This window comes from Thalassorhabdomicrobium marinisediminis, from assembly GCF_003072065.1.
In the GTDB taxonomy this organism is placed as follows: domain Bacteria; phylum Pseudomonadota; class Alphaproteobacteria; order Rhodobacterales; family Rhodobacteraceae; genus Octadecabacter; species Octadecabacter marinisediminis.
Genome location: NZ_QCYG01000007.1, coordinates 269840 through 288928 on the forward strand (window position 1 = coordinate 269840; position 19089 = coordinate 288928).

The 19089-nt window shown below is 57.2% G+C and carries 13 protein-coding genes, 2 tRNA genes and 1 pseudogene; 8 read left to right on the plus strand and 8 right to left on the minus strand.

Annotated features, from left to right (window positions below):
- The first annotated feature begins 86 nt into the window (after positions 1-86).
- The 3 genes from DC363_RS12675 (at position 87) to DC363_RS12680 (ending at position 2672) form a co-directional block, all read left to right on the plus strand.
- Positions 87-163, plus strand: a tRNA-Ile gene (locus DC363_RS12675).
- A 254-nt stretch (positions 164-417) separates the two neighbouring features.
- Positions 418-630 carry a hypothetical protein gene (locus DC363_RS16705; protein ID WP_146180786.1) on the plus strand — a complete coding sequence of 71 codons (213 nt, stop codon included), beginning with the start codon at positions 418-420 and terminating at the stop codon, positions 628-630.
- Complete coding sequence (locus DC363_RS12680) at positions 609-2672, plus strand: DUF262 domain-containing protein (protein ID WP_108641522.1); 2064 nt, start codon at positions 609-611, stop codon at positions 2670-2672. Before DC363_RS16705 ends, DC363_RS12680 begins: the two co-directional genes overlap by 22 nt.
- A gap of 218 nt (positions 2673-2890) precedes the next feature.
- Here the strand turns inward: DC363_RS12680 and DC363_RS12685 are convergent, their stop codons facing one another.
- Positions 2891-4219: an ATP-binding protein gene (locus DC363_RS12685; protein ID WP_241962998.1), complete on the minus strand. Its 1329-nt coding sequence runs from the start codon at positions 4217-4219 to the stop codon at positions 2891-2893.
- A gap of 125 nt (positions 4220-4344) precedes the next feature.
- Here DC363_RS12685 and DC363_RS17310 point away from each other — a divergent pair.
- From DC363_RS17310 to DC363_RS16710, 4 genes and pseudogenes are all read left to right on the plus strand, one after another.
- Positions 4345-4884: pseudogene (locus tag DC363_RS17310) on the plus strand (MBL fold metallo-hydrolase); the annotation flags it as partial.
- Positions 4885-5010: 126 nt separating this feature from the next.
- The gene (locus tag DC363_RS17315; protein ID WP_338418935.1) at positions 5011-5172 is read left to right on the plus strand and encodes a hypothetical protein; all 162 of its coding nucleotides are present in this window, start codon (positions 5011-5013) and stop codon (positions 5170-5172) included.
- Between the two features lie 63 nt (positions 5173-5235).
- Positions 5236-5310, plus strand: a tRNA-Asn gene (locus tag DC363_RS12695).
- 131 nt (positions 5311-5441) lie between these two features.
- Complete coding sequence (locus tag DC363_RS16710; protein WP_146180787.1) at positions 5442-7682, plus strand: site-specific integrase; 2241 nt, start codon at positions 5442-5444, stop codon at positions 7680-7682.
- On the opposite strand, the gene DC363_RS17355 is transcribed toward DC363_RS16710, so the two are convergent.
- The 5 genes from DC363_RS17355 to DC363_RS16715 all read right to left on the minus strand — a co-directional run bounded on the left by DC363_RS17355 (position 7563) and on the right by DC363_RS16715 (position 11224).
- The gene (locus tag DC363_RS17355; protein ID WP_422396412.1) at positions 7563-7895 is read right to left on the minus strand and encodes a hypothetical protein; all 333 of its coding nucleotides are present in this window, start codon (positions 7893-7895) and stop codon (positions 7563-7565) included. The genes DC363_RS16710 and DC363_RS17355 overlap by 120 nt on opposite strands.
- A gap of 428 nt (positions 7896-8323) precedes the next feature.
- Positions 8324-8752 carry a hypothetical protein gene (locus DC363_RS12710; RefSeq protein WP_108641526.1) on the minus strand — a complete coding sequence of 143 codons (429 nt, stop codon included), beginning with the start codon at positions 8750-8752 and terminating at the stop codon, positions 8324-8326.
- The gene (locus DC363_RS12715; RefSeq protein ID WP_108641550.1) at positions 8749-9126 is read right to left on the minus strand and encodes a hypothetical protein; all 378 of its coding nucleotides are present in this window, start codon (positions 9124-9126) and stop codon (positions 8749-8751) included. The genes DC363_RS12710 and DC363_RS12715 overlap by 4 nt, the downstream gene beginning before the upstream one ends.
- Positions 9127-9265: 139 nt before the next feature.
- On the minus strand, positions 9266-10870 hold the full coding sequence (locus DC363_RS12720; RefSeq protein ID WP_108641527.1) for a hypothetical protein: 1605 nt from the start codon (positions 10868-10870) through the stop codon (positions 9266-9268).
- A gap of 27 nt (positions 10871-10897) precedes the next feature.
- A complete protein-coding gene (locus DC363_RS16715; RefSeq protein ID WP_146180788.1) occupies positions 10898-11224 on the minus strand; it encodes a hypothetical protein in 327 nt (108 codons plus the stop codon).
- Between the two features lie 82 nt (positions 11225-11306).
- Here DC363_RS16715 and DC363_RS12725 point away from each other — a divergent pair, with 82 nt between their 5' ends.
- Positions 11307-12194 carry a cation diffusion facilitator family transporter gene (locus DC363_RS12725; RefSeq protein ID WP_108641528.1) on the plus strand — a complete coding sequence of 296 codons (888 nt, stop codon included), beginning with the start codon at positions 11307-11309 and terminating at the stop codon, positions 12192-12194.
- A 282-nt stretch (positions 12195-12476) separates the two neighbouring features.
- On the opposite strand, the gene DC363_RS12730 is transcribed toward DC363_RS12725, so the two are convergent.
- A complete protein-coding gene (locus DC363_RS12730; protein WP_108641529.1) occupies positions 12477-17693 on the minus strand; it encodes a RecQ family ATP-dependent DNA helicase in 5217 nt (1738 codons plus the stop codon).
- Between the two features lie 14 nt (positions 17694-17707).
- A complete protein-coding gene (locus DC363_RS12735; RefSeq protein ID WP_108641530.1) occupies positions 17708-18631 on the minus strand; it encodes an HNH endonuclease in 924 nt (307 codons plus the stop codon).
- Between the last annotated feature and the right edge of the window lie 458 nt (positions 18632-19089).

The window sequence follows — 19089 nt, forward strand, 5'->3', positions numbered from 1 at the left end:
CCAGCCTGGCACGGATCGCGTTATTTCCCGACATCTTCCCCGACACCACTTGACCAGACCGGTACCTCTGCTACCAAACGCGCGGGGGGCCTGTAGCTCAATTGGTTAGAGCAGAGCGCTCATAACGCTTTGGTTGCGGGTTCAAGTCCTGCCGGGCCTACCAGACAACAAGGGTATTGGAGCCACTCAACGGGAAGGGCTCAGGTTCAGTGAAGCTGAAGTACTGCTGGTCACGCGTTGCACCCTAATTAGGCAAATTAAGAGCTCAGCCATTAGTGCCGCAATAGACGGGAGGCGAAAGTGGCTCTGCAGCCTGTCGCGCTTGAACGACCCACCAAATCCGGTCTTTTGAAAACCGTCGTCCTAAGTCACTCGGAGCGCCAAGTCTATGGATCAGATAGACTATAGCAGGCTTTCATGGTCTTCCAAATTCCGCCGTCAGCCATTGCACTGCAAACATTCGCCAAGGCTATTACCGCCCAGTTCATTGCTCAAACACTTCCTGACCAGTCGCCGGCTTTTAGGGTTTATCTTTCTGGCTATTGGTTAAAAACTCTCCATACCCCGGTCGGGAATGCGGAAAATAGTATTTATTCAAAAGGACGCAAATGGGTTTTCTTCCAGATTTAACTGAGTCCAACTTTGCAGCAGTTTCGCTTAGTGAGCTTGTGAATTGGCGAAAACATGAGGGGCCAGGCGTGTTGCGTTTGCCGCCGATCCAACGCTCTCTGGTGTGGCGCAACGAACAGATCGTGCGGTACTGGGACAGCTTGCTTCGTGGGTATCCCGCCGGGCAGTTTCTGGCTCACCGCGTCAGCGACGCGGGCCGAGACAACACAGCAGGTCGGAGTGGCAGCGATGCCGAGGGTCACTTGGAAATAGCGCATCCCGATGACTGGCAGCTATTCGACGGACAGCAAAGAATGTCGGCGCTGCTTTTGGGGCGCGCAGAAGGCCAACTCCACGAGGCCTTGCGCCTCTGGATCGATTTCGGAACCGATCCCACGCCGGGCAGCGACTTGCGTTTTGCGCTGCGGATCAGCAGCCGTGGGCAGCCCTTTGGCTATCGAGCGGATGCGCCGAACTCGAAGTTCGAAGTCAGCAAACGGTCAAAAATGTGGGCTGAATTCGATGAGGAAAGCCGCGACACGATGTTCGATGGGGACGTCGAGTTGATCGACGCTGTTGCGGCGATCCCTATGGCCAAGGTCTGGGCTGCTTGCGTGGGTGGAGCCGGCGAATGGACCAAACTGCGCGAGGAACTGCGGAAATCGGCGCCCGAGGAGGCGCAGCCTGCAATTGATAAAAGGTTCAAGGTCATTCTTGATGCGTTTGGCGCGGCTCTATCCGGGAATGCGCTGGTCTCAAGGCTGCCAACGAAAATCGTCGAGTCGCCCGACGAGTATCTCCGCTTCTTCGGCCGGGTTGGACAAGGCGGCACAGCCCTGACGAATGACGAGTTGACCTATTCCATCCTGAAGCAGCAATTCCCGCATCTATGCGACCGTATGGCCAATTTGCGGGATCTACGGTTTGCCTCTGACGTGGATCTTGTGCTCGCGACGTTGCGCGTGGCCCGTCTCAGGGTTGAACGTGGCAACAGCGAAACCGCCCGGATCGCTCGTCCGACGCCCGAATACGTGAGAGAGATGAACGACGAGGTCCGCGAGGCCTTTTTGCAGCTTCTCCCGGATAGGCCCGGCGAGGACTTCGCGATCCGACAGGATTTGAACTTTATCAAGGAAGCGCTCCGCAAAAGAGGCATGCACAGCATGTTGACCGCGCGCTTGCCCCGGGAAGCGATCGATATCCTGCTCTTGCTTGCTGAGATCATGAGGGGCGCGGACGCGAGTGATCCAGACAAAGACTTTGGTGATCTCCTGCTTCGGGTGACACTGTTCTGTCTCCTTGGCACCGATGATCCCGACAAGGCCGCCAACGCGCTTTTCGAGATGGCCAGCGGATCGGAATTCTCCGTTGCGAACGGCGGTTTGTCCGACTGGCGTCGTCGGCTTGAGGACGAAGGTCGCGCCTATAACCTTCCAACGAATGATGATTTTAAAGCTTGGAAAGCAGCCCTTTCAGAGTTGGAGCAGGATCCGGGAAAGGCTGCGCAACTGCCCGGATGTGCGGAACGCTATATCGGTTGCGATACCGACACCCGTCGGCCCGGGGACTGGATGCGGCGGCTTACAAGCAGTCGGGAATTGACGAAGCGGGCCCTGATGTGGGCCCAACGCGACTATTTAAAGGTCACCGCCCCCACCTTTGATCCGCTGAGTGCCCGAGACGACGACCTGCCGCTGGACCTCGACCACATCGTTCCCCGCAATGATTTCAAATTTCACTGGAGCGAAAAAGAGCGGCGGGCCAAACAGATCGAAGATGTCTACAAGGACAGCTTCCATCGTCACCGTGGCAATATCGGCGATGGGCTTGGAAATTTCCGCTGGCTTTGCGCCCGCGAGAACCGCAAGCGTCAGGACGGACCGATTGCTCCAAGCGAAAAGCTGGATATCCATCACATCATCGACGATTACGATGCATGGAACGCGCTGGTCGGTAACAGCTGCCTGCCATGGCCCGAGCAGCGTATCGCCAATTTCCGGACCATGACCGAGCGCCGTGCGATCCGCGTGGCGCAGAGGCTTGCCGAAGACATGGACTTCTGATCGGGCCGATCGACGGCGCTTTGTCGTTTGCGGACGTTATCGAGCTACATGCGCAAAAGAGCGGGATGGCGCATAATGGCCATCCCGCCACGCGTGCCAGCGCTTTTTCGCGAATGGCGTGAACCTCACTTGGAGCCATCAACTTGTTTTCCGTGGTGGCACAACAAAGTCTTGAGGCGAAATTAGGATCGCGCCATCCGAACTCACCCCGCGGCCCCCTATCGGCCCAGCACGACGTCGGCCTTCAGCCCGCCCAGATCCGCGCTTTCGCCCAGTCGCAAGAGCCCACCGTGGGCGCGGGCGATGTCCTCGACGATGGCCAGCCCCAGACCGACGCCGCTGCCGCGATCCTGATTGCGCGCGGGGTCGAGGCGGGTGAAAGGACGGGTGGCATCCTCGCGCTGGTCGGGCGGGATGCCCGGCCCGTCATCCTCGACCGTGAAAACGACCGTTTTGGGCGAGACAGTCACGCTCAGCCGCGCCGCTTGCCCGTAGCGCAGGGCATTGCCGACAAGGTTCTCGAGCGCCCGCCGCACGGCGAAGGGCCGCATGGGCACCTCGACGCCGCCCTCGATGACACCGGCCTGCACCGCCTGCCCGGTCCGGGCGGCGTTGGTCAGAACCTGTTGCGCAAGCTTGGCGGGGTCCGTGGCACTCGTCTCATCCTCGGCGTCGCCGCGGGCAAAATCCAGAAACGCATCCAGCAAGCGCTCCATGTCGTCCACATCGCGCACCAGCGGTTCAACGTCCTCATCGTCCAGCAAACCCAGCCCGAGGCGCAATCGCGTGAGCGGCGTGCGCAGGTCGTGGCTCACCCCGCTGAGCATCAGGGTGCGCGTCTGGCTTTGCCGCTCGATCCGGTTGCGCATGTCGAGAAACGCATGACCCGCCGTGCGGACCTCATTGGCGCCGGCGGGGTGATAAGGCACGACCCGCCCGCGCCCATAGGCGGTGGCCGCATGGGCCAGCCGGGTGATCGGGCGAAGCTGGTTGCGCAAGTAGATATAGGCGATCAGCGTCATCAATGCGCCCAGCACCACCATCCAGACCAGCAGTTGGTGCGGGTTCGAGGCCGAAACGCGCGACCGGCGGAACTCGACCTCCATCGGGCCGAAATCGGTGTCGATATAGGTCTGGACGATGCGGTGATTGTCCAGCACCACCGGCCCCACGCCCGCCATCCCCGCGTGCAGGCTGCGCTCGACCACGATGCCCGACAGGTCATACCAGAGCCGCGTGCTCTGCGCGGGCACCCGGGGGGCTGGCAGCGCAAATTTCAACGCCAAAGGGTCGGCGATCCCCTGCCCTGCCCTTCGCGCGGCCTCAACCGACTCGGCTTCGTTGATCGTGTCGACCAGAAACTGCAGGTCCAGAATGATCGACGCGGTCATCTGTTCGGTCACCCGTTCGAAATGCCGCTGGATAAACCCGACCGAGATGGCAAGCTGCAAGGTGATCACCGGCAGAATCAGGATCAGCGCCGCGCGGCCATAAAGACTGCGCGGCATATAGTCTTTCAGCCATTTGAACGACATGCGATAGGCCATGGGCCATAGCTACTGGGAAACGACCGACAAGGGAATGTGCCATGCAAGAGCAGCCGCCACGCGCCGGTGAGGTGCAAAAGCTGGAAGAGGGGCTGGCCTGTGTGCTGGCGCCCAATGCCTCGCCCATGACCCATTGGGGCACGAACAGCTATATTCTGGGCGGCGACCGCGTCGCGGTGATCGATCCGGGCCCGGCGAGCGACGCACATTTTGCCGCGCTGCTGCAGGCCATCGGCGGACGGACCGTCAGCCATATCCTCATCACCCACAGCCACGTGGACCATTCGCCCCTCGCCCGCCCGCTAGCACGGGCCACCGGCGCGCCCGTGCTGGCCTTCGGCGACAGTCAGGCGGGCCGATCCGAGGTCATGCAGGCGCTGGCGGCACAAGGTGAGCTGACGGGTATCTAGGGGGTGGACGCGGACTTCACGCCGGACATCTGCCTTGCCGATGGCGATACCATCACCGGCGACGGCTGGACCCTGCGCGCCCTGCACACCCCCGGACACCTCGGAAATCACATGTGTTTTCTATGGGATAAGTTGGTCTTTACCGGCGATCATGTCATGGGATGGGCGACATCTGTCGTCTCCCCTCCGGATGGGGATCTGACCGATTACATGGCCTCCTGCCGCAGGCTTGGGGCGACGCAGGCCGCGCGCGCCTACGCCGGCCACGGCGCACCGATTCCGGACCTGCAGGACCGGATCGCCCGGATCATCGCCCATCGCCACACGCGCGAAGCTGAAATCCTCGCCGCCCTGCACCACGGCCCCGCCACCCCCCAGCAGTTGACGACGGCGATCAATCACGACGTGCCAAAGGCTCTTTTGCCCATGGCCCAACGCAACGTTCTGGCCCATCTGATCGACCTGACAAGCCGCGGCGTGACCGGCCCCGAGGGCCCCGCGGGAACGCCAATCGACCCCGACGTAGCCTTCTCGATCATTTAGGCAAAAAAACCTGCAAAAGCCCCTAGACGCCCGCAGTCGTCATGGCTATACGGTCCAAGGTTTTCCGGCGTAGCTCAGCGGTAGAGCAGTTGACTGTTAATCAATTGGTCGTAGGTTCGATCCCTACCGCCGGAGCCAAGACTACTTCAAGGTATTGGTAACAAACGAAAAAGCGCTCCCTTGGGAGCGCTTTTCGCGTTTTGGACACCGGTTTTGACACACCGCCTTACACAATCCGGTCACACCGGAGTCACAAGGAGTCGGACACGATGTCCAATACGCGCGGTAACCATAAACGAATCCCCCATCTTGAACTGCGACCACAAGGATACGTCTGGCGACGTCGCCTGCCGAAAAGCCTGTGCGAAATTGTAGAGGCTGTGGAGTTTCGATCACGTCGATCTACAAATACGAACGATTTCTGCGCTTTGCGCAGATTTCAAATTGGTTTGAATCCTCAAGTTTGCTTTTCCCTGAGAACTCGTGCTTTTCCGATCGCCGAAGGGCTTGCACGCAGGCTCTCCAACCTGAGTGACAAAATTTTCCTGTATGCGATCACCACGATGAGCCATTTGCCAACTACAACGCAGCGACTGTTGAACGAGCTTGTTCTCTTCGAGATCGAGGCCGCAGACTATGCGCACGCAGTCGCGGGACCACGGTCCCTCGAGGCCGCCTTGGCTGAGCAAAAGCGCGAACAAGCCTACCACGCAACACTGCAGCAGGCCTATTTCTTGCGCGATCACTCGGCGGCGGAGCATCCACTGCGCGTAGTCGCGGAAAGACTAGGAATCGCTCTTCCAGATGCATCAACGCCGGCCGCGAGGGTTCTAGCTCAACAGGCGATGCGTGTTCTGATGAACGTTAGTGAAGAACGACTTCGCCGCGGCCGCGGCGAGTTCAGCCAGCCCAGTCCTTATTTCGCCCGCGCCGTTTCGCGCGAAGCTATGGGCGAAGTAGAGCTGCGCCCCTCGGATCGACAAAATATTCACTTAAAATTCCACTGTAATAGAGACAGACGTGAAGGGGCAAAACCAACTTCTATTTCAACCTGCGACCGCGTTGAACAGCCAGCGCTGTCTCATCCCCCGTTGGAGGCTCATACTCCTTCCGCAGAAGCTCATACGCCTCCTGTAAAAACACAAGCGTCGCCTGTCGAAGATACGCCGATGCAAAAGTTGCGAACGACACTTAAAGAGCGAAACCTGCTCAACATTTGCAGCCCCAAATTGCTGGCAGCACTCAGCAAGTTCGATGCGATAGAAGCCCACGAAGCATTCGATGCCTTTATAGAATTAAAGTCAGCTGGCTGTGCGGACGATTGGGAGAAGCCACAAAAACCCGATGCGGAAGTGGGCAAACAATGGAAGAACAGCACAGGTGGAACGCTCAACACATCAAAGAAGATGTGGTGTAATCTTCTGCCAGCCGGGCCCTTGATAGCGTTGCAGCATGACACTGTCGGCGAAGTTATCAACACCATCCGCAGAATTCCCAAGCTCCATGGAAAAGGTAAGAAATACGACTCGACCTGCTATCGCGCATTGATCGAACAGGTCGATGTCAGATCTGCTAAAGCCATGGATGCTGTCGAACGAACGATGCGACGAGCCGGATGCACAAACGAAGTTGCGATTGAAGACGCCCGTCGGGAGAAAGCAGAACCGCGACTACGGGTCGGAACGTTCATCAGTCGGGTGCGGAAGGCAAATCAGGTTGGGCGTATGTTGGTTGGACTGGGCATATTGCCACGAAATCCATTTGCGCTATGCACCTTTTCGAACAAAGAGGAGGCGAGGCTCAGGAAGACCGAGGAGCGTGTTACGCGACAACCCTGGGATGACCGGTTCTATGAATTCACTGCGACTCCTGTGTTCCAAGGGGAGGCATCAACCGAGGCTGACCCACTCTTCTGGCTGCCCCTTATTGCGTATACAATGGGTCCCCGTTGCGAAGAAATCGCACAAGCACGGGCGGGTGACGTTCAGAAGGACAAAGACATCTGGTATCTACAAATCAAACAAGCGGACGGGGACCATCTGAAGTCCGAAAGGGCGACAAGAAAAATCCCAATCCATCCGGCTTTGATTGAACTCGGCTTTCTGGAACTGGCGCGACAGGCTCCCACGCCAACCTCACGCCTCTTTCCGACGCTCACCCGCGGCGCCACCAAAGGCAAATTTGCTGAGAATTTTACCAAAGCCTTTCACTATTACCGCGAAAAGCATGAGGTATACTGGCATGGTCTCGATTTTCATGCGTTGCGGACCAGCTTCCATCACCACCTTCAAGACGTGAGCACCCCCGGCTCTCATCGCCGTATGCTGATGGGACACGAGCCTCTTGACGAGGGCGAGCGGGCTTACGCGCAGAAAGGCATTAGCATTCGATCATTGTATGGCTGGCTCCGGCAAGTTCCTTTCGATGCGAGTCAAGTCACTTCTCCTATTGCCTCGGTCGAGGCTTCTCGTGTCAAGAATAATAACATGCTGCGAGTAGTGGCGTCCTAAGCCAATCTTCAGAAGGACTGCTTTCCACCTGAATAGCTTTGCCGAGGTCGCGGTCCCGGCGAGACCGGTCCCGGACACGGATCGGCGTATGTCAGCGCGCGAGATCGGCGCGGCCATGACCTCGGTCTCGATCCGTTCAGTGACCGGCTCGGGCACCTGGATGACCCAGTCGCACCAGTCCAGAAGCGTGCTGCCGGGCCAGTCCGCACCCATCCAGGCGTAGATCTCGATGAGGCGATAGTGCGGCACACAATCATCGAACTTCCGAGCATAAACCAAATCCCACTGGCAGGATAACGGCCCCTCAATCCGGCGACCATTGGCCCTTCTTCTTCATATCGCGCCGCCAGCCATAGATCTGCGACAGCTTGATATCGTGGGTCTGCGCGACTTACGTCGCTGAGGCTCCAAACACACACACCTCCGAAAAGATCTTCAGCTTTTCCTCGTCGCGTCATCGCCCGACGTCACTCAACGCCCAGAACCTCGCCCTGCATGGCTGCTGCACATAAGACACGTCGTTTTCGACGTCGTTATGCAATTGTCTTAACCCGCAGCACCAACGGGCGGCAGGCGGCACCAATCGGGCGGTTGCCTGATACGGTTCGGCCGACCAGATTTTCGTCGGCCGAACACATTAGTTATTGCCTTAGAACAACAGCGATCTGCCCAGATTCCTGAATCTTCACGACCTGCGATAGCTGATCAGCTAATTCCCGGCATGCGAAGTGCAAGTTCCTCAACGCATCGCCCAGAGGCGATGTTGCTGTCTCCTCGTAGCCTCCCGACATACTGCACTCGTCGGGAACAACCCAAGTGTGGGTTTCGCGGCGCATCGCAGGTTCAAGCGACGTGGCAACAGCGTTTAGCCGGTCAACTTCAGATCGAGAAAAACACTCAACCGTCAACTCGCCGGTGCGAAGAGAATTGAGCTTAGACCGTAGATCGTCGCATAGTTTATCTCCGACAATCGCATCTGTTGCTGCAACCGCCTCTGACAACCTTTCGAAAGCTGTCAACGCGTGGAAGATTGCTGCCTGCAACGGGTCTTTAGGTGTAAGTTCACTCATACCTGACCCTCCTCAAAACGCATGCCATTTAAAGCGACCGGCTGCGCCGCGTCGTCGAGCGCATCGCGAAGCAAATCTGTCAGCCGACAGACCTCCTCCACATAAGGATCCTCAGGATCCGGCATAGCGAAACAGGCCGCTTCGATACTATCCATCTTGTCGACATGATCGAGCTCCAGAAGCGAAAGCAATGCTTTGGCCTCTCCAGTGATCCGCCGCATGATGGGCTGCGCATCGTTCAGGTCGGTGAGCAACCTTTGTGCTCGAGCGAGCCAATGGCGACCTCCAAGCAGCAAGGCTGCGTTCTGAATGGCTTGATTGAGGGTTTCGGCAAAGTGGTGCAGCGCTGTAGCTGGCTGTGGAATATCGAACATAGGGTTCTCCATTCGGTGCCCTTGGCGGGATGCCTCGGGTGACAAAACGATCTATTCTCCTTTCTCCCAGACCGTGGATTGTGAAGCGCATTGTCTTCGGGGTTGAGTTCATTGAGGCCGGCCGATCTTCCCGCTGCTCTCACCAAAGGGGCAGCGGGAAGATTGGTGGGCCTCGGGCCTCAACTTCGAGATTGCAGCCTTTACGTCTCACCCCTGCCTGCCTGATACCCATTGGCGGAACGCCTCGAAGGCGCCTGAGCCGTTCACAGGCCGATTGACTTGTCTTGTCTTGTCCAGTCGCGGGTCGCCCGTTCTGCTCGCTGCGTGGATTTCTCTCTGTCCGCGGTGTTTGGCGTTTGTGGGCGTTGGTGTAGCGTTGTTCTGCCTCTGTCGTGCGCCGAGGTGCAGGGCTTCGCCCCAGTAGCGGACACTGAGTTGTTCGCGATGCAATGGCGACAGTGTCAGGTAGCTTTCCGGCCTTCTTCAGTTCGTAATATTTCGTTCTGCCGATACCCATGGCCTGCCAGGGCTTCGTTCGGGAAGCGGTGTTGGCCGCGAGGTATTCATCGCGGCTGACAGCGCCCTTTGCCGCACGCCGCTGCTTCTCGGCTTCAGCCTTTCGGCGCTTCTTTTCAGATTCGGGCGTGACCTGTTTGAGGTCGAGCGAACGCGCCATATCCGGAGTGATACCCAGCTGCTCTGCGATCGTTGCACCTTTGTAGTAGTATCGCCCTTCGCACGGCACCGAACCCATCCCTGAGAGACGCGCCTTTGTCACAGCCTGCCTCACGATTGCGGAGACTTCGCTCTTTGGCAGCCCGGGCGTGGCCGTTGCAGCAAGCGCCTCGATCTTGCCTTCGATGTCAGAGACATCCTTCATGTGCGTCAGACATGTGGCGCAGAAATGTAGCCAGGTGTTCCGAAAGCCCTCCGGAACGACACCCCCATAGGTGTCACTGATCGTCAGCAAGTCTTCGAGAATGAGTTTGAAGCGCTGTGATTGCGACAGACCGCGCGGCATAGCTCGTTTGGCCCTTCTGCCAGCCTTCTCTTGTTTCTTCCGTGCCTCCAGTTCGACACGACCGGGCCGTCCAACGGCGTTGTAAATCTGATCGGCTAAGCGATCGAAGCTGTATCGCTCAGCCGTTCCACCGGACACCCGAACCGCTTGTTTCGACTTTTCGTTGATTGTTTCAGGAATGCGGAAGATGCGCGAGACGTCCCGACAACTTTTATCCGCACCAAAGGGCCCCAGAAACTCGACCAGCGCGTTCATGGCGCCTTTCCACCGAGGCTGCGCGTTAGTGGGCATCGGATTGATGAGCCAGATCGCCGCGAGGCCGCGACCGGTCTGCACAATCACCGACGGATGGGGCACGTTGTGAGCCGCCAACCTCGACGCAAGTTCTGCTTCAACGGTGCCAACATCCTTGCCACGCCATTGTAGGATATTGAAGTAGTCGAGATCGACATACAGCGCGTTCAACGCCGCCAGCTTCTGCGCCTTTCTTCCGCCCCAGAACCGATTGAGTGTGAGATAGCTGGTGCGGTCGAGAAACGTCGGCATCTGTGTAAGAAGCGTCTCATCGTCAAGCGTGTAGTTCTCTACCCCTCCGCTATGCTTGCAGAGCACGACAGCTTTTCCACGGGCTGCTTCCGGATGAAGAAGACGGTAATACTCCTCGCCCTTCAAGTCGAAAATCTGGTCGAGCGGGGCGAGTTCTTGATGAGATACATGCTGCATCTCGAGGAGATACGTCCCCGCTCGATATCACAGAAAAATCTGAGCAGAAATTTTGGGAGTGTCCGCAAATCGTGACAGGTCCACTATTACGTGTAACCGCCATGCAAAACCTGATGCCGGATCGGCCCAGAGCGGACATTGGTAAAGCCTCTGTCCAATGGCTGCTTCGAGCCCATTTTGACTGATGCGGCGTGAAGCCTGGATGTCTGCTATCACGGTAGAGGCAAAAATCTTCAACAACACCTTTGCTTTTGAACGGGGTTTGTGGCGGCGCAAACAGGGCAGGGAGCGCATGTGCCAGAAACGAAGGTTTGGGTTTATGGGGGCCAGAAATTCAAAGACATGTTTGAACATGACTTTCACTCGCAAAGTTAGTGGCTTGCGCCACTGTATCGCGTCGATTAGGTGACGCTATCAGGATTGGGGGGCGGCCAATATGACAACTATCAAGCTTGCAATTGGCAGTATTTTCATTGGCTTTGCTGTTTTGGGATTGAAGGTCTTTGCCTACTGGATAACTGGTTCCGTTGCACTTTTATCAGACGCACTTGAAAGCACGGTCAATGTCGCAACAGCGTTCGCCGCGCTCATCGCGATCCATATCGCGGCCAAGCCTGCTGACGCCAATCACCCCTATGGCCACCACAAGGCAGAATTTTTTAGTGCTGTTCTTGAAGGTGTAATGATCATCGTTGCTGCACTGCTGATCTTTCGGGAAGCCTACCACGGCTTTATGCGGCCCGTCGTTCTCGATGCCCCGGTGGAAGGGCTTCTTGTGAACATGGCGGCGACAGTCATAAACGGACTGTGGGCATGGGTGTTGATCACGCGCGGACGAGCACAGAAATCACCAGCTTTGGTGGCTGATGGAAAACACCTGATCACGGATGTTCTTACCTCTGTCGGGGTTGCCACGGGCGTTATTCTGGCTGTTGCAACAGGATGGTGGATACTGGATCCGGCACTGGCCGCACTCGTGGCCGTCAACATCCTCTGGTCAGGTTCTAAAATCGTCAAAGAGTCCCTGAGCGGCCTGATGGATGAAGCTGTCTCAGCACAGACATTAAATACGATCCGTGAGGTTATTGCGTCGGAATTGGATGGCGCAATGCAAGCACACGATCTTCGAACACGCCACGCAGGTGCGGTAATATTTATTGATTTTCATTTGGTCGTGTCTGGTGACACGACAGTTTTTCAAGCTCATGAAATATGTGACCAGATAGAGGAATCTTTGAAAAACCACTTGGATGACGCCAAGGTCACAATCCATGTCGAACCGGAACACAAATCAAAGCAATCAGGAGCAATAATTCCTGATTGAAGATGCAATTCCGTTGCTGTGCCGCAGGTATCGGTGTGTGCCCAAAACAAATATTACAGCTTTCCAAAAACCACCGTTCGTTGAACGGTTCGCTGAACCAGTCATTGGCACAGATGCAGCGAAGGTCTGAAAAGTCCGCATCGCAGACATTGGGGTGATACGCAGCGAAGGTCGGCTCTCCGCCCTCTCTGGATAGAATTGATGAACAGTCTTGATGAGGCCTCAGATACGCAAACGCCTCTGCGAGTGCTCAACAACCCCTCCCCCGTTCTTGCTAACGACCTACTCCTCGCCAGCCACTTCGAAAACTAATTGCGGAACGATCACTTCCCAACTCTCTCGCTTTAGCAAATGTTGAAAGCGCTCTTCGTTATCTTCCTTGCGCCGATAGATGATGGCAGCAATTTCACCTGAAACAAACTTCGTGTTTCGCGGCGGCGCGAACGCTCTTGCCATGCGGCCAAGTTCCCGTCCTTTCATATCTTTGATCTGCCAGCGGTCTTGGACCTTCGCAAGACGGATCGGCGCCCCGGTGCGCGCTTCAGCAATGGCATCTTGGACTTCGTGTCGATCGGCCTGACGTCCCGCAAAGGAGAGATCCACCATCCTCAACTCAGGCGACTGAAAGAACCGGCGGGGACCGGGAACCGTCGTCATATCAGGCACCACGTGGCGCGTGACGACGGATGGCGACGCCGTGGGAAGATATTCGTGGTGATCGTTGCTCATGACGATCAGATTGCGCCGTGCTCGGGTCATAGCGACGTAGAACAACCGTCGGGGCGCATCTTGATCTTCGTTCCGTGAAGGGCGCTCCCAGCCGCCGTCCATGATGACGACATCATCGAACTCAAGCCCCTTGGCACGATGCGCTGTCAGCAATTTGAGACCGCGCTGCTCGCCCCACGTCTCTCTCGACCATTCCGCGAACCATTCAATCACGTCCGGGTTCGGAAGCGCTTTTCCCTGGATTTCCCGTGCAAGCTGGCCGAGGCCCTCGCCGATCCGATCGGTCCAACGGCTGGCTGGTATGGTGTTGAGGGTTTCTGTCAGCTCTCTGAGGTCAATCATGGCACTGCCTTTGTCCCGCAAAGCGCTAACGAACTGCTGCATCTCGCGGGTGCGCCAGATGCTGGGCAGGCTTTCATTTGCCATCTCAACCGGGATGCCCATGGCTTCAGCGAAGTCACGAACCGGCTGAAGCTTGCGCCAATCCCGTGATATGATGGCCGCCCCTTTCCAACTCCAATCAGGTATCAACCTTGACAGCCGGATCATTTCATTGACCGCTGCGAGGGCCTGCGCTTCATCGCCAGCGGGACATCCAAGGATCTGCACCCTGCCCTTTGCGACAGGATCGAATTGCTCCATCACGCCCCCGGGCAACTCTGCCTGGCGTGATTGATCCACGGCGATGCCATGTCCCCGTTTCATACGTTCCCGAGAGCCCTCAATCACCGCGTTCGCGGCGCTGATGATGTGCTTCGATGATCGATAGTTGTCAGTCAGAAACACCGGCTTAGCGGAATAGTCCTGCTCGAACTGTCGGATGTGTCGCACGGAAGCGCCGGCAAAGGCATAGATGTTCTGGTCATCATCCCCGACCGCGAACAGGCTGATCCGTTGGTCGGGGTCATCAATGCTGCGTCCGGCCACGGCCGCGATCAAGGCGTATTCTTCCGGGCCCACATCCTGGTATTCGTCAACGAGTATCCACCGGAATCCTTCGATGAGCGTTTCCCGCAGGGCTTCGGCCTCAATCTTATCCAGCCCGTCTCCGCGCAACAGCCGGGTTGCATCGGAAAGCAATGTCTTGAAGTCAGGTTCGTCCGCTGTCGTCCGGCCAGCAAAGCTCGCACCGACCAGGCGCATTGCCAAGGCATGAATGGTTAATACAGTAACGAAGCGCGCGTCGTCACCGATCAAAAGACGCAATCGCTCGCGGATCTCGGCGGCAGCGTGACGGTTGTAGGCAAGCACAAGGATTCCGTTCGGATCCTCACGCTTGATCCTGACGAGATAAGCGACCCGGTGAACCAGCACGCGCGTCTTTCCCGACCCCGGCCCCGCCAGCACAAGAACGTTCGTCTGCTCGCGGTCATCGCGCACGATCTGCTCTTGAATTGGATTGCCTAAATTGCTCACGATCTCGGCATAGGATTGAGGCGTAGCCTGTCGTCTGAACTCGGAAATCCGCCCCGGCATCCAGATTTTCATAAAATCTGACCGATCGAGAGCGAAGTAATCCCGCGCTAGATGCTGTGCTTGATTGATATCCTCCATGCCCTTTGACGCGTAAGCTGCCATCACATGGGTTTGGACGGTTTGTTCGCTGTAATGGTCTTCAAGGGGCGCGAAATGCTGGGTCGTGAAGGTCCCCCCTTTCGGATTGATGTGCAGCGTCATCGCAGAACGGAACACGGACAATCCCTTGCCCAAAGTGACGACCTGCTGCTCGTGCAGCCACAACAGGGCACGGTCCATCAGCTTTGATGGATCATTGACGGAGGCACGCAACAATGCATCGCTGTTGATCGCGGCAAGCAGATCACCCAGCGTCGTCTCGACGGCAATATCCTTACCCCTTACGCCAACCTGAATGTTGTCGATAAGACAAGACACCAGCCGTTCCGCTCCCTGCCGGCGGAGTTGGGCGGTCTGATCAATCACCGCCCATGACCGTTGCGTTCGCACCAAAAGGCTGCCCTTTGACACCTTGCGCAATCCGATATTGCCCCTGCCACCATCCATGTCGCGTCCGTCTTGGGCAATCCCACGAAGAAGACCTTCAACCATGTCGGGCCGCACCGAGGCGTGCCCCCGCTCGCGCAGAGCCTGCGCGACGGAGGCAAGATGGCAGGGCCAAGCCTCATCAATCTCTACGTCGGGGGCTTGCTCACGCAGGATCGAAATTAGGTCGGCTTCTAGGCTGGACGCTGCTTCGAACCGCTTGGGCGAAGCGTTCTCGATGCGCGCATGAACAAAGATAGTGATGTTCGTATCGTCTTTCGCGATCCCCAAAGCCTCAAGATCCGCCAGGGCATTGCGCACCCCCGACACTGTCAGCCCACTTATCCCGCAAAGTTCGTCCGTCGTAATGCCCTCTTCTTGCGGCGCGTTGATGATGTGCTGCACGATTGCAGCCAGATCTTTGCGTCGCTGTTCGGTAAGTTCAGCGGTTGCGAGAATTTCGCGAACCTCTTTCATGTTTTTCACCCGCAACGACGCAGGGAACACTTGCACCCGATTTTCTTCGCGGTTCAAAAGATGCGCTTCTTCAAGCCATGAGACAGCGGTCTTGACCCGCGTATCATCGGTATTGCTGTCTCTCTGGAAGTCGCGATCTTTCTCTTCGTGGACGATTTCACCGGGCGTGGCGACGATCTCGCCGCCCTTCCCGGTCCGGGAATCGAGACGTCGCAGCGCCTTGAGGATCGCCCCGATCTCATGCCGGGCCAGCCGCGACCGCGCGCTCAGGCTGAACTGTCGTTCGACGTCTTCGGTATTGAACAGAAGGACGCAGTTTGCCGGTTCACGGTCCCGCCCCGCGCGCCCTGCCTCTTGCAAGTAGTTCTCAAGTGAGCCCGGCACATCGCCGTGAACCACCAGACGGATGTCCGGCTTATCGACCCCCATGCCAAACGCGTTGGTTGCGGCAATCACGCGCAGATTGCCTATGCGAAAGCTCTCTTGAATCTCCTGTTTGTCGTCGGCGCTCAGGCCCGCATGATATCGCTCGGCCGCGACCCCCTGTTGTTTCAGAAATTCCGCCACACGCTCGGTAGCATTCCGGGTCGCACAATAAACGACAGCACCCGAGGCACCTTCACGCGGCAGCTTGGCTTCGATCGTATCGAGGATATCGGTCAACTTGGTTGTGCGTTGCGTCGGCAGCACTTCAAAACTCAGGTTTGATCGGGACGCACCGCCATCGATCAACGTCAATTCTGCGCCCAACCGCTCCTTGAAATGGCCACAGATATCTTGCACCACGTCCGGCTTGGCCGTCGCGGTTAAACACAACACCGGGACCGGTTCCTCGCCAGAGTTCTCTTTAATAAATCGCGAAACGTATCGGTAGTCAGGTCGGAAATCGTGTCCCCATTTAGAGACGCAATGCGCTTCGTCCAGCACCCATAAGCCCACCTCGCGCTGTGCCAGAACGGACCGAACCGTGGTGCTGCGCAACTGCTCGGGTGAAATGAGCAGAATTGCAGCATCTCCAAGCCGGACCTTGTCGAGCGCGTCCTGACGTTCAGGCAATGACAAAAGGCCGTTAATGGTGACAGCTGACGCAATGCCCGCACGCGCAAGCCCCTGCACCTGGTCTGCCATCAATGCCACCAGAGGCGATATGACCACTGTCAAAGCGCCAGTCTTGTCGAACCGGGACAACGCTGGGATCTGATAGCAGACGGACTTGCCTGTGCCTGTCGGAAGGATCCCCAGCAGGTGTTCACCATCCATGGCCGTGGCGACGATCTTCTCTTGCAGTGGGCGACCATCCTCGTCGACCGGTTCGGGACGAAAGCTTGGAAAGCCGAACCAGCGCTCGAGCGCTCGGGCGGGGTCGTTGTGCTCGGTGCAATAAGCACAATCCGGGCGTCGACAATTCGTATCTCTAAGGTCTTTGACAAGCCGTGCCGCATCGCGGAACTGCGCCCGAACCCACGGGGGCATCACAGAATCCCCACCGGCAACCGAGATCCAAGACAGCGCATATGCCATGGGCCAGCCGAGCGTCGTATCTGAGAGCCTGTCCAAAACGGCGCTCACCTGGGCGCCACACGCCGCCGTTTCCAGCAGCGTTCGGATCGCCAAGTTTGCTTCCGCTTCCGACGGCTTCGGTGCATCGCGCACGTCGCTGAACAAACGTTCGAATCCATCTGTGCCAGGCCCTCGACAGCACAGCCAGTGATAGGCCTGCATAAGCTCTGGCGACTTAGCGTTTAGAGCTACGAAAGCGTCGATCTGGTTGCGAAGAACCTCAAACACCAGACGCGCGTCATATTCGGGTTCATTGACGTGCCCGCTTTGAAGACGGCCATCATGGTAGTGTTTAACTAAACGATGATAAGGGTTGCGTGGGAACGCTAATGGGTTGAGCCAAAGGGTGTCGATCGGATCATCCGCAAGCTTTGCGAAGCGCGGTGACACTGCCATGAGGTGCGGCAGGTCGTGGCGCAGAATATTATGCCCGATGACATGAGTGAATCCTGCGCTAAAGAGCTCGAGCTTTTCCAAAGCGGCTTCTACGTCCCCTTTTCGGTGAACGATCCCTTTCGCGGCAGACTCGGGCACCGCGGCAAAGGCAAATATCCGCGCGCTCTTGGGATCAACTTCAAGATCGACGGAAAGGCAGCGCGATATAATCGCGTAAGGATCGCGCGCCCTGTGACCCGCAGTCTGCTTGGAATGGCCGGGTCTTGCCAGTTCAGGCCCTTCAGCCCGCTCACGCGCAAGGACCTTCGATATACCCCGGGAGATTATTTTTCTCATGTCGGCATGTTAGCCTAATCCCAAGGCGCGGGACCATCTGATTCCAATTGTCCAAAGATGTTCTCTCGGTGCCACGCCAAATTGGCAGGGTGCGGCCAGTCATTCTGGTCCTTAGGCGTCAAGATCTTACCGTCGGGCTGCAGCAATCGATCAACAACCGCACCAGGAACTTTGTTGCGAGAAACAAGGATCGTCTCACCGTCGCTCGCAACCGAGATCAGTCCACGGTCGAACATCCAATGTAACGTGCCCGATAGTGCCAGCCCGTTTCTGATGGAGTCGCTGCCTTTGTATTCGACGGGCCGAATGTGGGCTGCTTGCACCTCCGGCCGACCTCCTCCGTTTCTCAACATTAGCCCGGACATCGCACAGCGATAGCCATAAGCCGCGCGCACTTTACGTCGGAAAGCGACATCACGGTATGGCCGGCGCGTAAGGCGCTCCAAGACAGGACGCTCGAAAACAGCCGAAACTTCGTCGATTTGTGACTTTCTCGGATCGTAGCGTTTTGCTTCTTGTATCTCGAGGTCTGCCGGTAAACCTAGTCGCACAATTCGTTCGAAATCCGTATCCGGGATGCGCCTCACGGCGAGCTGAACGGCTCCGCCCCTTTTCGGTGTGCCGTCTGGTTCTGCGAGCGACTGTTCAAGCGGACTACCGTCGATCAGCCTCGGGACTTCCGTGTCCAGCGGCAGAAAGCTTCCAGGTTCGATCATGGCAAGGTAGCGACCGTCCACTCCAGGCTTCGGAAGGACCCGATCTATCTTCGCAACAGCGAAATACCCGCGAGGTCCTGCCTTCACCGGTTCATAGTATATGACCCAGTCGCCGACGGCCTCCTTGACAGCTTTAAGATAGTTGCGTGGGAAATCATATACGACATCAGGTTCATCATCGTAGATAGAGTCCGCCTTATGTAGCAGCACGAGCTTTGTCATGCTTCCAGGAAATACAATCCTGAGCAGAACGCAAGGGACCAATCAACGAGAACGACTGGATCTCTGATAAGCCTAATGCAGCATTATCGTAAGTTTAGGGGCACTAGCGCCCTGCCCCTTGTAGCCCCATAATCTTTACAGTTTCGACAACTGTGGAACCCGCTTCCGAATAGAGGAATTTTTGTAGGCAGTTCATGGTGCTTGGTAGTCTGACTGCCTTTGGTTTAGATAGGAATAGAGCTCGCAGCGTCTGCTGTCGCCTCATCCTCCTAACCCTCCAAACGACTTACAAAACTACCGACAAACGAACTTACCGACAAACAACCTACCAACAAACAGACTTACGAACCTTGCGTCTGCGGCACTGCTATTCTGCCGCGCTGGACTGGCCCCCGTTTCACCGGACACCTAAGCGGTTTCGGTTGTGGCCTTGATGAACTCGCGAGGCGAGCGCCATC

Coding starts and splice junctions, on each gene's coding strand:
- DC363_RS16710 (WP_146180787.1), top strand. CDS start 5,442: ATGTCCAATACGCGCGGTAACCATAAACGAATCCCCCATCTTGAACTG.
- DC363_RS16705 (WP_146180786.1), top strand. CDS start 418: ATGGTCTTCCAAATTCCGCCGTCAGCCATTGCACTGCAAACATTCGCC.
- DC363_RS17355 (WP_422396412.1), bottom strand. CDS start 7,895: ATGGGTGCGGACTGGCCCGGCAGCACGCTTCTGGACTGGTGCGACTGG.
- DC363_RS12715 (WP_108641550.1), bottom strand. CDS start 9,126: ATGTTCGATATTCCACAGCCAGCTACAGCGCTGCACCACTTTGCCGAA.
- DC363_RS12720 (WP_108641527.1), bottom strand. CDS start 10,870: ATGCAGCATGTATCTCATCAAGAACTCGCCCCGCTCGACCAGATTTTC.
- DC363_RS16715 (WP_146180788.1), bottom strand. CDS start 11,224: ATGTTCAAACATGTCTTTGAATTTCTGGCCCCCATAAACCCAAACCTT.
- DC363_RS12680 (WP_108641522.1), top strand. CDS start 609: ATGGGTTTTCTTCCAGATTTAACTGAGTCCAACTTTGCAGCAGTTTCG.
- DC363_RS12730 (WP_108641529.1), bottom strand. CDS start 17,693: ATGAGAAAAATAATCTCCCGGGGTATATCGAAGGTCCTTGCGCGTGAG.
- DC363_RS12735 (WP_108641530.1), bottom strand. CDS start 18,631: ATGACAAAGCTCGTGCTGCTACATAAGGCGGACTCTATCTACGATGAT.
- DC363_RS12710 (WP_108641526.1), bottom strand. CDS start 8,752: ATGAGTGAACTTACACCTAAAGACCCGTTGCAGGCAGCAATCTTCCAC.
- DC363_RS12725 (WP_108641528.1), top strand. CDS start 11,307: ATGACAACTATCAAGCTTGCAATTGGCAGTATTTTCATTGGCTTTGCT.
- DC363_RS12685 (WP_241962998.1), bottom strand. CDS start 4,219: ATGGCCTATCGCATGTCGTTCAAATGGCTGAAAGACTATATGCCGCGC.